The 14,034-nt window shown below is 61.7% G+C and carries 11 protein-coding genes; 7 read left to right on the top strand and 4 right to left on the bottom strand.

Annotated elements, in window-relative coordinates:
• The first annotated feature begins 111 nt into the window (after positions 1-111).
• The 5 genes from VWY75_RS01185 (at position 112) to VWY75_RS01165 (ending at position 6,409) form a co-directional block, all read left to right on the top strand.
• The gene (locus VWY75_RS01185) at positions 112-1,590 is read left to right on the top strand and encodes an ABC transporter substrate-binding protein (protein ID WP_416538586.1); all 1,479 of its coding nucleotides are present in this window, start codon (positions 112-114) and stop codon (positions 1,588-1,590) included.
• 60 nt (positions 1,591-1,650) lie between these two features.
• On the top strand, positions 1,651-2,610 hold the full coding sequence (locus VWY75_RS01180) for an ABC transporter permease (protein ID WP_416538585.1): 960 nt from the start codon (positions 1,651-1,653) through the stop codon (positions 2,608-2,610).
• Positions 2,611-2,613: 3 nt separating this feature from the next.
• Positions 2,614-3,501 (top strand): ABC transporter permease, encoded by an 888-nt coding sequence (locus VWY75_RS01175; RefSeq protein WP_416538584.1) that lies wholly within the window; start codon positions 2,614-2,616, stop codon positions 3,499-3,501.
• Positions 3,498-5,522: a dipeptide ABC transporter ATP-binding protein gene (locus VWY75_RS01170; protein WP_416538583.1), complete on the top strand. Its 2,025-nt coding sequence runs from the start codon at positions 3,498-3,500 to the stop codon at positions 5,520-5,522. Before VWY75_RS01175 ends, VWY75_RS01170 begins: the two co-directional genes overlap by 4 nt.
• Before the next feature lie 122 nt (positions 5,523-5,644).
• Positions 5,645-6,409, top strand: coding sequence for an SDR family NAD(P)-dependent oxidoreductase (locus VWY75_RS01165; protein ID WP_416538582.1), 765 nt, complete (start codon positions 5,645-5,647; stop codon positions 6,407-6,409).
• On the opposite strand, the gene gcvA is transcribed toward VWY75_RS01165, so the two are convergent.
• Entirely contained in the window at positions 6,397-7,341 is a 945-nt protein-coding gene (gene gcvA, locus VWY75_RS01160) for a transcriptional regulator GcvA (RefSeq protein WP_416541592.1), read from the bottom strand. The two genes, VWY75_RS01165 and gcvA, sit on opposite strands and share 13 nt — an antisense overlap.
• Before the next feature lie 93 nt (positions 7,342-7,434).
• On the opposite strand from gcvA, the gene VWY75_RS01155 reads away from it, so the two are divergent.
• Entirely contained in the window at positions 7,435-8,634 is a 1,200-nt protein-coding gene (locus tag VWY75_RS01155; protein ID WP_416538581.1) for a serine hydrolase domain-containing protein, read from the top strand.
• A gap of 4 nt (positions 8,635-8,638) precedes the next feature.
• Here VWY75_RS01155 and VWY75_RS01150 read toward each other — a convergent pair whose 3' ends face one another.
• Genes VWY75_RS01150 through VWY75_RS01140 form a run of 3 tightly spaced genes read right to left on the bottom strand, consistent with a single transcriptional unit; the run spans position 8,639 to position 12,242 of the window.
• Complete coding sequence (locus VWY75_RS01150) at positions 8,639-10,426, bottom strand: ABC transporter ATP-binding protein (protein ID WP_416538580.1); 1,788 nt, start codon at positions 10,424-10,426, stop codon at positions 8,639-8,641.
• Entirely contained in the window at positions 10,423-11,298 is an 876-nt protein-coding gene (locus tag VWY75_RS01145; RefSeq protein ID WP_416538579.1) for an ABC transporter permease, read from the bottom strand. The genes VWY75_RS01150 and VWY75_RS01145 overlap by 4 nt, the downstream gene beginning before the upstream one ends.
• Positions 11,295-12,242, bottom strand: coding sequence for an ABC transporter permease (locus VWY75_RS01140; protein ID WP_416538578.1), 948 nt, complete (start codon positions 12,240-12,242; stop codon positions 11,295-11,297). Before VWY75_RS01140 ends, VWY75_RS01145 begins: the two co-directional genes overlap by 4 nt.
• 193 nt (positions 12,243-12,435) lie before the next feature.
• Here VWY75_RS01140 and VWY75_RS01135 point away from each other — a divergent pair, with 193 nt between their 5' ends.
• Complete coding sequence (locus tag VWY75_RS01135) at positions 12,436-14,034, top strand: fatty acid--CoA ligase (RefSeq protein ID WP_416538577.1); 1,599 nt, start codon at positions 12,436-12,438, stop codon at positions 14,032-14,034.

Below are 14,034 nucleotides of genomic sequence, written 5' to 3'. Positions count from 1 at the left end.
CATACCCTCCCTTTTTTTCGTTTGACCAAGCGGCTGGCCGGGCGGGACTGTTGGGCAGGTTTCTCCGCCTGAGCGCTTTGGACTGGAGGGCCGCCAAAGGGAGGACTACAAATGAAAATTTTTCTAGGAATGGTATCCGGGCTGGCGCTAACGGCTTCAATGGCCTGGGCCGAACCAACCGGAGTTTTCCGGCAGGCGCACGAGGTCGGATCGGGCGCGGCTTCGAGCCTTGACTCGATTTCGAAGGGTCGGGTGTTCCAGATCACCGAAAAGATCATGAGCCGCCTTGTCCGGCCCGACATGGACGGACGCCCTTCGCCGGATCTGGCTGTCAGCTGGTCGGCGAACGAGGATGCAACGGAATGGACGCTGGAACTTCGGAACGGAGTCACGTTCCACGACGGCACGACCTTCGGGTCCGAGGACGTGGTCTATTCCCTGGAACGCGTCCTTGACCCCGAGATGGACAGCCCGGCACGATCGGCCATTGCCATGATCAACAAGGTCGAGGCCGTGGACGGGGACACCGTCAAGCTGACTCTGGACAATTCCTTTGCCGACCTTCCGCTTTTGCTGATGGACTATCGTCTGCGGATGATCCCCGAAGATTCGGGTGACACGATTGCAGCGACAGGTATCGGCACCGGTCCTTTCCGACTGGTCAGCTTTGACGCCGAGGGTGTGACAAAGCTCGAAGCAAACATGGACTATTTCGAAGGCGCCCCGGGTGTCGCCGAAATGGAAATCATCGGCATTCCCGATGCGCAGGCGCGCTTGCAGGCATTGCTCGGCGGGCAGATCGACATGGAACGCGGTATCACGGCGCAGCAAAGCGTTATGCTGTCTGGGTCCGACAAGTTCGAAATCCAGACGATTCCGACCGGCAACTGGCGCGGTCTGGTGTTCCGGACGGACGTCGCACCGTTCGACGATGTCCGTGTGCGCATGGCGCTTCGCCTTGCCGCCGACCGTCAGGGCATGGTGGACTTGGTCATGGGCGGCGGAGCGGTGGTTTCCTGCGACACCCCTGTTGGTCCGCGCGACCATTACCGCGCTGATATCGATTGCGGGCAGGATATCGACCGCGCGAAGGCGCTGCTGGCAGAGGCGGGCTATCCTGATGGGCTGGACATCGATCTGCATGTCGCCACGCTCGAACCGACATGGCCCGTTCTGGCCGAGGTCTATCAGAACCAAGCGGCCGCGGCCGGCATCCGGGTCAATATCGTCCAGGTGCCGTCAGACGGGTTCTGGAGCGATGTCTGGATGCAAAAGGATGCAGTGACCACGCGCTGGAACGAGCGTCCGGCGGATCAGGCGCTGAACGAGATTTACCTCAGCACCGCCAAGTGGAACGAAAGCTACTACAAGGATGCCGATTTCGACGCGCTCCTGTCTCAGGCGCGTCAGGAACTCGACTTTGACGCGCGTCGCGCCCTGTATGTTCAGGCACAGGAGCATCTTTGGGAAACCGCTGGCACTCTGATCCCGTACCACGTGACGCGGCTGGTCGGCACGTCCTCCCGGGTGGAAAACCTTGACGCTGTCGAAAACAACTCGGTGCGCTGGCACCTTGTGACAGTGAACTGAACGATAGGGGCAGGGGCGTGAGTGACGCCCGTGTCATTCCTGCCTGAACGGATTCAGCACATGCTTTCCATGCTCCTGCGACGGCTGGGCCTCGGGGCCATCACCGTCTGGCTTGTCTCGATCATCATTTTCGCCGGCGTCGAAATGCTGCCTGGTGATGCCTGTACCGCCTTTCTCGAACGCGAGGCACAGGGCAAACTGCTTGAGAATTGCCGACAGGATCTGGGCCTCGATCGTCCGGCCATCACCCGCTATTCGGAATGGGCCGGAAATGCCCTGCGTGGTGACTTCGGCGTTTCGGCCAGCGGGCAAAAGCAGATATCCGAGCTGGTCGGTTATCGCTTGCGCAACACGCTTTTGCTGGCTTCCGGCGCAATGCTGGTCGGAATCCCTCTTGCGCTGTTTCTTGGCATCGTTGCCGCGCTGTGGCGCGACAGGCCCGCGGATATCATCGTATCCACGACCGCAATCGCCGCGATGACCATCCCCGAATTCGTTTCCGCAACCTTGATGATCCTAGTGTTCTCTGTCTGGCTTGGCTGGGTGCCAGGCATCGTTTTAACGTCGGCGAACGCGCCTCTGGCCGAGTTCTTCCCCGAAGTGCTGTTGCCCATCGGTGTACTGACACTGGTGATGACAGCTCATATTCTGCGGACTGTTCGGTCGTCGGTGATCGAAACCCTGGCGTCCGACTATTCGCAGATGGCTCTCCTGAAAGGTGTTCCCTATTGGCAGATCGTGTTTCGGCATATCCTGCCGAATGCTCTTTTGCCGACGATCAACGTGGTCGCGCTGACCATCGCCTGGCTTCTTGGCGGCGTGGTGGTGATCGAGACCGTGTTCAACTATCCTGGTCTTGGCAGGATGATGATTGACAGCATCTCGGACCGCGACCTCCCGGTCACCCAGGCCATCGCTCTGATCATCGCTTCGGTCTACGTCGGTGTGAACCTTCTGGCCGATCTTCTGACGATGATCGCCAATCCGCGCCTGCGCACTGCCCATATGCGCGGGAAATAAATCATGGCACACATTTCAACATATCGACGCCCCGGCCCAATCCAGAGGTTTCTGGCCGTCCTCAGGGACATCTCTGCCCGGCCATCGGGTGCGATCGGACTTGCCCTTGTCATCGCACATCTTGTTCTGGCGCTGATCGGCCCGTGGATCGTTCCTTTCGACTACACGGAAATGAACGCGGGCTTGATGCTATCGGGGCCTACATCCGAGCATTGGTTGGGCACAGACCATCTTGGGCGGGATACACTGACAAGAACTCTGCTTGGCGGGCGCGAAGCCATCTTGGTCACAGGCATCGCCACGCCGCTGGCGGTCCTTTGGGGCGGATTGGTCGGGGTCTTCGTTGGTTTGACGGGCGGGCGTCTGGACGAGGTCCTGATGCGCGTCGTCGATGCCTTCCTGTCGTTGCCGTGGATTCTCAAGATGCTGGTCTTGATCGTCACTTTCGGAACCGGCACCGAAGTGCTGATCCCGACGCTGGCGTTCTTCTATGGCATCCCGGTCATTCGAATTGCGCGCGCAGCGACGCATGACGTGGTGGCCCGTGATTTCGTGCAAGCCGCCCGTGCGCGCGGCCATGGTCGTTTCTCGATCATCTGGCGCGAGTTGTTGCCGAACGTGCGCGACGCGCTGCTTGTCGAAGGTGCGATGCGCTGGTCCTGGATGCTCCTGGCTTTTTCGTCGCTGTCCTTCCTGGGCTTCGGCGTATCGCCACCCGCGCCGGACTGGGGGCTCATGATCGCCGACGCACGCGGCTTTATGTCATTCTCTCCTCTCGGGGTTCTCGCGCCAATGGTCGGCCTGTCCTCATTGATCATCGGCATCAACCTGACCGCGGATGCACTGGCCAAGGCACTTGGCATCGACCGCGCACAGAAGGCTCCGGTATGATGCAGCAAGCGGAACTGTCAAAGACCGTGATCTCGGTCGAGAACCTCAGCATCGGATTTCGGGGACGCGCCGGCGGGATGCAGCCAGTGCTGCGCAATATCAGCGTATCGGTGGCTGCCGGGGAAAGCATCGGTCTTGTGGGCGAAAGCGGGTCGGGAAAAAGCACCCTTGCACTGGCCATGATGGGGTATCTCAAGACCGGCCTGAAGGTTCTGGACGGCAGTGCAAGCTTCAATGGGACGGACATGTTCGCCCAGGACCGTCGCGCGTTGGAACGCATCCGCGGGGGGCGGCTTGCGCTGATCCCGCAAAACTCTGGCCAGTCGCTGACACCGAGCCTTCGGGTTGGCGCCCAGATCCGGGAAGCTTTGCGGCTTCACAGCGCCTTGCCCGAAGCCAAACACGAGGCCCGCGTGGTCGAATTGCTGGCACAGGTTCGCCTGCCTGATCCTACCGCGATCGCCAGGCGGTATCCGCATGAGTTGTCCGGTGGACAACAACAGCGGGTCGCCATCGCCATGGCACTGGCAGGTGAACCCGAAGCACTGCTGCTGGACGAACCGACCACTGGTCTCGATGTGACGACGCAGGCACATATACTGGAACTCCTGCGCGATCTTGCCCGCGACACAGGTATGGCGATGGTCTATGTCAGCCATGACCTTGGGGCCATAGCGCGCGTCTGCGACCATGTCGTGGTCATGTACGCAGGCGAGATCGTGCTGGAAGGCACCGCCTGCCAGGTGCTGCGCGATCCGGATCACCCCTATGCGCGCGGGTTGCTGGCCTCCATTCCAAAACTCTCAGACAAGTGCCTGCCGCGGGCGCTTGACGGGCGCCCGCCAGCGCCGGGGCAGGCGGGAAGCGGATGCGCCTTTGCCACACGCTGCGCCATCGCTGCGGACCGATGCAAGGCGGAGCGTCCAGACCTGCGGGAGACCTCTGGCGGGTCGCGCACGCGCTGTCACCTTCCCGAACAGGTCCGCTCTATCCCCCTGACCGGTGAACGCGAGGCTGGCGAGCGGTCGTTGCCGGACGCGCTTTCACTCGACCTTCAAGACATGGCCATTTCTTATGCTGTGCCTGGCCTACTTGAGCGTCTGCTGAGGCGCGAAACACAAGCCGTTGCAACCGTGGACGGGATTAACATTGCGCTGCGCCGCGGAGAAACCCTAGGACTGGTCGGAGAGAGCGGTTCAGGCAAGTCGACCATCCTGAAGTCGATCGCCGGGTTGCTTCCGCCCCTGTCCGGACGGGTCATGCTGAAAGGACAAGACGATCTTCCACCCCGGGTCGAGGACCGCGCTGGCCAGCATCTTCGCCAGGTTCAGCTGATTTTTCAGAACCCCGACGAAAGCCTGAACCCGCGTCAGACGATCGCGCAAATCCTGGCTCAGCCGCTAAAGCTTTATTTTGGCCTGAGCGGGCAGGACCTGCTGGATAGGTCTGCCGCGTTGCTGGAACAGGTGCGCCTCGGCGCGCATTATCTGGATCGGTTGCCTAGCCAGCTTTCAGGCGGTGAGAAACAGCGCGTCGCCGTGGCGCGTGCATTCGCCGCACAGCCCGAACTGGTTCTTTGCGACGAGATCACATCGGCGCTCGACGTATCAGTACAGGCGGCAGTTCTGGAACTGCTTGACGATCTGAGGCGTGACAACAGCACCAGCTACATTTTCGTCAGCCACGACCTTGCGGTGGTCAAGGCCCTGTCCGACAGGGTCGCCGTTCTCTATCAGGGTCGCCTGTGCGAACTTGGCTCGACCAGCGATGTCTACGGGTCCGTCTCGCATCCCTATACCGAGGTCCTGCTGGGAGCGGTTCTGGAACCCGACCCGGACTTTGCCCCCACTCTTTCTGCAGGTGATGTGGTCGAGCTCAGCCCGCCGGCACAGGGATGCCCTTTCCAGCGGCGGTGTCCGAAGCGGCTTGGCCCCATTTGCGAAGAGGCTGCCCCGCCTCGCAGGACGTTTTCCGATGGTCACTCGATCTGGTGCCACCGCGAAGACCTTTCGGGAACTTGAGCTGCTGGCATTGTGATTGATGAGCCCCCCAGTAATTCTGGTTGGCCAAAGGGTAAACACTCGTCGGGTGAATATCGGGAGACGCCGGGCTATCACATCACGACAAACAGGAGTGATGTACGATGCAGGTTGACGGTCTTTCCGCGCTGGTTACCGGCGGGGCTTCAGGGTTGGGACTGGCTGCCGCCGAGGCTTTGACCAAGGCAGGCGCCAGGGTCGCCATTCTGGACCTGAACGAAGAGACGGTGTCACAGGTCGCCGACGAGATCGGCGGGGTGGGTGTCGCTTGTGACGTTACTGACCCAGGCGCGGTGTCCGAAGCATTGGCAAAAGCCGAAGGGCACAACGGCCCGATCCGCATCAATGTGAACTGCGCTGGTATCCCAGGTGGCATGCGGCTTGTCGGCCGCGACGGTCCGGTGGACATGGCCGCCTTTGCGCGGGTCATCGACGTCAACCTCATGGGAACGGTCAGCGTCATGACGAAATGCGCCGCCCGAATGATGGCGCTGGAGCCGCTGAACGAGGATGGCGAGCGCGGGATCATCATCAACACGGGGTCGATCACCGCTGTTGAAGGGCAAATCGGGCAGGGGGCCTATGTGGCGTCCAAGGGGGCAATCGCCAGCCTCACCCTGCAGGCCGCAAGGGAATTCATGCCGCGGGGTGTCCGGGTCATGACGATTGCTCCGGGTCTGTTCAAGACACCAATTGCCGATCACATTCCGCAAGAGGTCATCGACGGGTTGCTGGATGGCCGCATGTTTCCGAACCGGTTCGGGGACCCCTCGGAATTCGGTCGGCTCGCGGTCGATATCATCCGGAACCCGATGCTGAACGGCGAGATCATTCGACTCGATGCGGGTGTTCGGCTTCAGGCGCGGTAAGTCTCGCGGTTTCGTCTGTTTTCCGGGTCGTTTTCAGCCGTTTCGATCAACCAGTCCCGGAATTTCTGGGCATCCGGATGGTCGCGACCTGTTTCTGGCGAAATGAGATGGAAGGCCTCCTGCAAAGGCGCTTCGATACTGAATGGCTCGACGAGTCGACCTCGCTCTGTCTCGATGCCAAGCATCGAGGAGCGGGCCAATGCCACCCCGCCACCGCGTGATGCAAACTCGAATGCCAACAGTGACGTATCGAATTGCAGCCCCTGGCCCGAATTGATGCCACTTGCCTTTGCGTATCTCAGCCAATCGGCCCAGCCTTCCTCGTAGCCAAGCACATGCAGGAGACGGTGGTGGGCAAGGTCCGCCGGCTTCCTGATCGCATGTTTGCCTTCCAGAAGTGATGGTGCGCAAACGGGTTTGATCACTTCCCACGTCAGTCGATCAGCCTTGTAACCCGGCCAGCGTCCCGTTCCATACTGGATGTCGAGGTCAAATCGCTCGTTGTCGAACTGGTCGCCCCAGACACTGGAGACCAGACGGACTTCGGTATCAGGGTGGCGATCAAAGAAACCCTGAAGCCGGGGCGCGATCCAGTTGACGGAATAACCGACCGGCGCGCGCACTGTCAGCACCTCGGAGCGCCTGAGCCCGAAGACCTCTTCGGTGCCCGCAGCCAGACGTTCGAAACCGTCGCGGACCTTGGGCAGATAGGCCGCGCCGACTTTGGTCAGCACCAGGCTGCGAGGTTTGCGCTCGAACAGAGGTTCGCGCAGGTAGTGCTCCAGAAGCTTCACCTGCTTGCTGATCGCGGCCTGGGTCAGATTCAGTTCCTGCGCGGCGTTGGTGAAACTCAGATGTCGCGCCGATGCTTCGAAAGCGCGCAGCCAGGTCAGATGTGGAAGGCGTCGGGTGCTCATGGCCAACTCATGCATAAATATTGTTTGGTTATAGGGTGATTATAGGACGCTTGAAAGCCTTGATCGAACGGGCGCAGGATGGAGCCAGAATCCACCGGAGGTGCCGCCGTGCCCATCGACCAAATCTCGGGTTTTGACCCGCAACGCCTGCGGCGCATATCGCTGTGGATGGAGGCCCATGTCCGCGAGGGGCGGCTGAGCGGTCTGGCCGTCCAGATCGCAAGACGGGGGGAAATCGCGTTTTCCGAATGCGCGGGGTATGCCGACACGGCTACGCGCCGGCCCGTCGCCCCCGATGCGATCTGGCGCATCTATTCGATGACCAAACCGGTTACCTCGCTCGCCCTGATGATGCTGTATGAGGAAGGGGCGTTCCAGTTGGATCAGCCCGTTGCCGATTTCCTGCCGGCCTTCGGTGCGCCCCGAGTATGGAAGGGGCCGGGCCATGCGCTGGACGCGACCGAGCCGGCGCGGCGCCAGATTACCATCCATGACCTGCTGACCCATCAGGCCGGCATCATCTATGGCGACCCGCAGGGGAATGCATTGGAACAGGCCCTTTCGGCAGCCGGGCTCGATTTCGACCGCAGTTTTGTCACCATGGCGGAAGCCGTCGATGCGCTGGCCGGGTTTCCGCTGGCTTTTCATCCGGGCGAGCGCTGGTTCTACGGTCTGTCGACCGATGTTCTGGGCCATCTGATCGAAGTCATCAGCGGGCAAACGCTTGGCGCCTTCCTGAAGGCTCGGATATTCGATCCGCTGGGAATGGAAGATACAGGGTTTTCTGTTCCCGACCAAAAGGTCAGCCAATTGGCCACGCTCTATGACCACAGTGTCGGGGGTTTCCGTCCGTCGGCGAAACAAGATCGCTGCATCGCGCCGGTGACGCTCGAGAGCGGCGGGGGTGGGTTGGTATCGACAATGGCGGATTACCAGCGTTTCGCGACGATGCTGTTACGGCGCGGTGCTTTTGACGGGGGGTCGTTGCTCGGCCGCAAGACCTTTGATCTGATGGTAACGAACCACATGGGCGGTGATCTGGCCAGCCGTGGGCAGGCGCATTTCAGCGAAACTACGTTCGAGGGGATCGGGTTCGGCCTTGGGGTTTCGGTGATGCTGGACCCGGCGCGGGCCAAGATCGTCGGCTCACCCGGAGAGTACGCTTGGGGCGGCATGGCCTCGACGGCGTTCTGGGTGGACCCGGTCGAGGAAATGACCGTGATCCTGATGACCCAGCTCCTTCCCTCGAGCGCCTATACGCTGCGCCGCCAACTGCGTGTGCTGAGCTATCAGGCGCTTGTCGGCTGACCGCTCAAGCCCTCGGAAGTGCTTCAACCTCAAGATGGCAAGCGACTGACAACTCTCCGGGAAGGTCGCGCAGCGGCGGCGTGACGCTGTCACAGGTTCCGGCGATTGCATGGGTGCAGCGATTGGAAAAGGGACAGCCTTTGGCGCCGATGACAACGCTTCCGGCGCTGGCGGCTTTGGCTTCGCCGGTATCGGCCACCCCTTCCAGCCAGCCCTGACGCATCTCGGGGACCGAGGAGAGGAGCAGTTTGGTATAGGGGTGAAAAGGCGGGCTGAAGACAGCCTTCGACGGTCCCTTCTCGACCACCCGTCCGGCATAGAGCACCACGACCTCATCCGCGAAAGAAGCGACCGTAGAAAGGTCGTGGCTGATGAACATATAGGCCACGCCCAATTTGTCCTTGAGCGATTTCAGCAGTTCGATCACGCCCGCCGCGACCACGGTATCCAGCGCCGAGGTGACCTCGTCACACAGGATTACCTTGGGGTCGGCAGCCAATGCGCGGGCAAGGTTGATCCGTTGCTTCTGCCCGCCCGACAATTCGCCGGGGAAACGAGAAGCAAAGGTACGCGGCAAGTCGACCAGTTCTAGAAGTTCTCCCACCTTTTCCGTACGCGCGCGACCCTTGAGGCCCTGATAGAATTCGAGCGGGCGGCCCAGGATATCGCCAATCCGCTGACGCGGGTTCAGCGCGGTATCGGCCATCTGGAACACGATCTGACAATCCTTGAGCGTATCGCGGGGGCGATCCTTCACGCTGGGGGCGGCAACTTTCCCATCGAGCTTGATTTCTCCCTCGCGCAGCGGCGTCAGGCCGGCGACGACCCGCGCCAGCGTGCTTTTCCCGCAGCCGCTTTCCCCGATCACCCCGACAACCGATGCCGCAGGCACATCGACTGAAACATCCGAAAGGATAGTCAGCGCCCCATAGCCCGCGGTGATGTTTCGTGCCGAGACGACCGGCGCCTGCGCCGCGCTGGCGTCAACGTGGTCGACCAGATGCGGCGCGGGCCGGACGGCATCCATCAGCGTGCGGGTATATTCGTGCTGAGGGTCATGCAGGATCTGGGCGGTTGGCCCTTCCTCGACCATCTCGCCGTTCTTGAGCACGAGGATGCGGTCAGCGACCTGAGCCACGACCGCAAGGTCGTGGGTGACGTAGATCGCCGCCGTGCCCTGATCGCGGATGATATCCTTGAAGGCTTTCAGCACCTCGATCTGTGTGGTCACGTCCAGCGCGGTGGTGGGCTCATCAAGTATCAGCAAATCCGGCCCGCAGGACATGGCCATCGCCGCCATCAGGCGCTGCAATTGTCCGCCTGAGACCTGGTGCGGGAACTTTTCACCCACGATGTCGGGGTTCGGCAAATCCAGCTTGCGGTAGAGATCGACGGCGGTCGCGGTCAGGGTCGCGGCATCGCCCGCGCCATGCCAGAGCGGCGCCTCGATCACCTGCTTGCCGATCCGAAGCGCGGGGTTGAAGCTGGCTGCCGCCGATTGCGCAACGTAGGACACTTCGTCACCGCGCAGCGCGTGGCGATCCTGCGGCGACAGTTTCATGATGTCGCGCCCGTTCAGCCAGATTTCTCCTCCCGCGATGCGGCAGCCGGGCCGGGCAAACCCCATCGACGCCAGCGAGATCGTGGATTTACCGGACCCGCTTTCGCCGATCAGGGCCAGAACTTCACCCTTGGCCACTTTGAGCGACACGCCCTTGACGATCGGGACGTAGGCGCCCCCGGGCGGGCGGCCCTCGACGTGCAGGTTCTTGATGGTCAGGATATCGCTCATTGGTCGATCTTCTCCAGAACGGTTTCACCTTGCTGGCGCTGCTGGAACCAGTCCACGAGCAAGTTCATGGCCACGGTCAGCGAGGCGATGCAGGCGGCCGGGATAAGCGCGGCGGAGGAGCCAAGGAACAGGCCGCCCACGTTTTCCTGCACCATCAGGCCCCAGTCGGCGGCGGGTTCCTGAACGCCCAGACCCAGGAAGGACAGGCCCGACAGGAACAGGATGGAAAACGTGAAGCGCAGTCCGAACTCGGCGATCAGCGGGGCCATGGAGTTTGGCAGGATCTCGCGCGTGAGTATCCACCAGGTGCCTTCGCCGCGGGCGCGGGCAGCTTCGACAAAATCCATCACACCGATGTCATAGCCAAGCGCGCGCGATACCCGGAAGACGCTGGTCGACAGGACCAGCCCGACCGTCAAGACCAGAACCGTGATCGAGGTCCCGAATGCACCAATGACAACAAGCGCCAGCAGGGTCGACGGGAAGGCCATGAAAGCTTCGACGATGCGGCTGACAACGATGTCGAACCAGCCCTTGAGGATCGCGGCGGCAAAACCTAGCGTCACACCGAAGGCAAAGGAGATCACTGTCGTTATCAGCGCAAGCAGAAGCGTGGTGCGCACCCCGTAGATCAGGCGCGAGAAGACGTCACGCCCGAGTTTGTCCGTCCCCAACAGTCCGCCTTCGCCAATTGGTGCAAAGGTCGTGCTCGAGATGATCTCGGCCTCGCCATGTGGGGCGATCCATGGCCCGAACAGGGCAAGGATCAGCCAGAACAGCAGGACGGAACCCGCAAGAACGGCGGTCCAGGTCAGGCGCAGGCCGGCAAAGACCGAAGCGCGCGGGGCGGCGTATTCGGTTGCGTCGCTCATTTTGGATACCTCAGGCGCGGATTGGCCATGATGGACAGGACATCGGCCAGCAGGTTCAGAAGGATATAGACGGCGCCGAAGATCATGGCGCAGGCCTGGATCAGCGGGATGTCCCGCAGCGTGACGCCATCGACCAACAGACGGGTCAGGCCCGGGACGCCGAACACGGTTTCAACGATGATCACACCGGACACCATGTAGCTGAGGTTCAGGGCGATCACGGTCAGGATAGGGGACAGCGCATTGGGCAGCGCGTGACGCACCACAAGGCGGCGCTTCGGCAGGCCCTTGAGCGCGGCCATTTCCATGTAGGGAGATGTAAAGATGTTGATTACCGAGGAGCGTGTCATCCGCATCATATGTGCCAGAACCGCAAAGCTGAGCGTGGCAACGGGCAGGGCAAGTGCTCGAAAATTCTGCCAGAAATCGAAATAAGGTCGGGTATTGGCAGAGGCGGACAACCATTTCAGCTCGACTGCGAAGACCTTCATCAGGATAAGGCCGATAAAGAATTCGGGCACCGCGATCAGCGCGAGCGTGGTCATGGCCAGCGTCTTGTCGACCTTGCCTCCGGCGCGCATCGCCGACCAGAGGCCAAGCGCCAGCGACAGCGGAACCGAGATCGCCGCCGCCAGCAGCGCCAGCCGCAGCGTGTTCCACATCCGGCTTTCGATCATGTCGGCCACAGGCCGCTTGGTGGCCAGCGAGGTGCCCAGGTCGCCCTGCACCATCCCGCCGAGCCAGTCAAAGTAGCGCACGATGGCCGGGCGGTTCAGGCCCATCTCCTCGCGCAGGGCGGCCAGCGCCTCTTCCGTGCGGCTTTGTCCCAGAATCGCCTCGGCCACATCGCCGGGAAGGATCTCGGTCGCGCCGAAAATGATGATGGATGCCAGCAGCAAGGTCAGCAAACCCTGCGCCAAGCGCGTCAGTATGATGCGATACACCTCGTTCCTCCCTCAAGGCTGATCGCAGTTTCGGGGCAAGCGTCGTTTTCGACAAACAACCATAGAAGATATGATGGGTGTGTTTTCGTTATGGGTCGGGCATGGGTTGCCTTGGATCAGGGCAAAGCCCGGTTTTTTGTTGTTTGCCCGATGCCGAGTTGAGGCGGCACAAGTTTCGAAACCGGAGAAGCCCATGACCGCCTATGCCTACCCCTTGTTGATCAAACAGATCCTGTCCGCGCCGCTTTCGCATTCCCCCGGACAGGAGATCGTTCATGCCGACACGATGCGGTACGACTACCGCAGCTTCGCAGAGCGGATCGGCCGAGCCGCCGGGGCGTTGCGCGCCCTTGGTGCGGGCGAAGGCAGCACTGTTGCGGTGCTGGACTGGGACAGCCACCGCTATCTGGAATGCTTCTTTGCCGTGCCAATGATCGGGGCCACCCTGCACACGGTGAACATCCGCCTGTCGCCGGAACAAGTCCTCTACACCATCAACCATGCCGAGGACGACCTGATCCTGTGCCATGTCGATTTCCTGCCGATGCTCATGGGGATCGCCGACCGGATCGAACGTCCCTGGCGGCTGGTGGTGATGTGCGATGACGGCCAGGCACCCCCGGATGTGAAAGCCGAAGGCGAATATGAGACCCTTCTGGACGCTGCCGCGCCGGTCAGCGATTTCCCCGATTTTGACGAGAATATTCGCGCGACGTTGTTTTACACCACCGGCACGACGGGCGACCCCAAAGGGGTGAGCTATTCGCAGCGCCAGCTTGTGCTGCACACGCTCGCCGTGGCATCGGGCCTGGGTCCGATCCCCGGCGGCGGGCTGAACCGTGGCGATGTCTACATGCCGATCACGCCGTTGTTCCATGTTCACGGCTGGGGCATTCCTTACGTCGCAACGCTGATGGGGCTCAAGCAGGTTTATCCGGGGCGTTATGAGCCCGCGCGCCTGCTTGCGCTGATCGCCGAGCATGGCGTGACCTTCTCGCATTGCGTGCCGACGGTCCTGGCAATGTTGTTGAATGCACCGGAGGCGGCAAAAACGGATCTGAGCCGCTGGAAGGTCATCATCGGCGGCTCTGCACTGCCCGAGGGGCTGGCGCGGCAGGCACTCGCGCGAGGCGTCGACCTTCACGCGGCTTATGGCATGTCCGAGACCTGTCCCTTCCTGACCGTGGCCGACATGATGGCCACGCGCGACCCCAAGGCCCCGATCGAGGTGCGGACGGCGACTGGCAAACCCGCGCCGATGGTCCAGATCCGGGTCGTCGACCCTGAGATGAACGACGTGCCACGCGACGGCAAGTCCACAGGAGAGATTGTCGCTCGTGCGCCCTGGCTGACCCGAGGCTATCTTAAGAATGACGAGGGTACGCAGGCGCTTTGGCACGGCGGCTGGCTGCATACCGGCGACGTGGGACTGTTCGATCAGGGTGGAACCCTGCGGATCACCGACCGATTGAAGGATGTAATCAAGACCGGCGGGGAATGGGTTTCCTCGCTGGAGCTGGAAAACCTTGCCAGCAGGGTCGCGGGCGTGGCTGAGGCCGCCGCCATCGGCGTGCCGGATCCCAAATGGGGCGAACGCCCGCTCTTGGTGGTCACCTGCACCGATGCCCCGGAGGCAATCGTGTCAGCACTGCGCGCATCGTTTGCCAGTGCCGTCGCGGACGGGACGCTGTCGAAATGGGCCGTTCCAGACCGGATCGAGATTGCCCCCGCGCTGCCCAAGACCTCGGTCGGGAAACTGGACAAGAAAGCCCTGAGAACCCGCTATTGCTAG

This window comes from Phaeobacter sp. JH20_08 (assembly GCF_048056635.1).
GTDB classification, from domain to species: Bacteria; Pseudomonadota; Alphaproteobacteria; order Rhodobacterales; family Rhodobacteraceae; genus Phaeobacter; species Phaeobacter bryozoorum.
This window is presented reverse-complemented; position numbering and strand designations above follow the sequence as displayed.

Bases quoted from the DNA above. Each gene is read 5' to 3' on its own strand.
- VWY75_RS01185 (WP_416538586.1), top strand. From the start codon at position 112: ATGAAAATTTTTCTAGGAATGGTATCCGGGCTGGCGCTAACGGCTTCA.
- VWY75_RS01180 (WP_416538585.1), top strand. From the start codon at position 1,651: ATGCTTTCCATGCTCCTGCGACGGCTGGGCCTCGGGGCCATCACCGTC.
- VWY75_RS01175 (WP_416538584.1), top strand. From the start codon at position 2,614: ATGGCACACATTTCAACATATCGACGCCCCGGCCCAATCCAGAGGTTT.
- VWY75_RS01170 (WP_416538583.1), top strand. From the start codon at position 3,498: ATGATGCAGCAAGCGGAACTGTCAAAGACCGTGATCTCGGTCGAGAAC.
- VWY75_RS01165 (WP_416538582.1), top strand. From the start codon at position 5,645: ATGCAGGTTGACGGTCTTTCCGCGCTGGTTACCGGCGGGGCTTCAGGG.
- gcvA (WP_416541592.1), bottom strand. From the start codon at position 7,341: ATGCATGAGTTGGCCATGAGCACCCGACGCCTTCCACATCTGACCTGG.
- VWY75_RS01150 (WP_416538580.1), bottom strand. From the start codon at position 10,426: ATGAGCGATATCCTGACCATCAAGAACCTGCACGTCGAGGGCCGCCCG.
- VWY75_RS01145 (WP_416538579.1), bottom strand. From the start codon at position 11,298: ATGAGCGACGCAACCGAATACGCCGCCCCGCGCGCTTCGGTCTTTGCC.
- VWY75_RS01135 (WP_416538577.1), top strand. From the start codon at position 12,436: ATGACCGCCTATGCCTACCCCTTGTTGATCAAACAGATCCTGTCCGCG.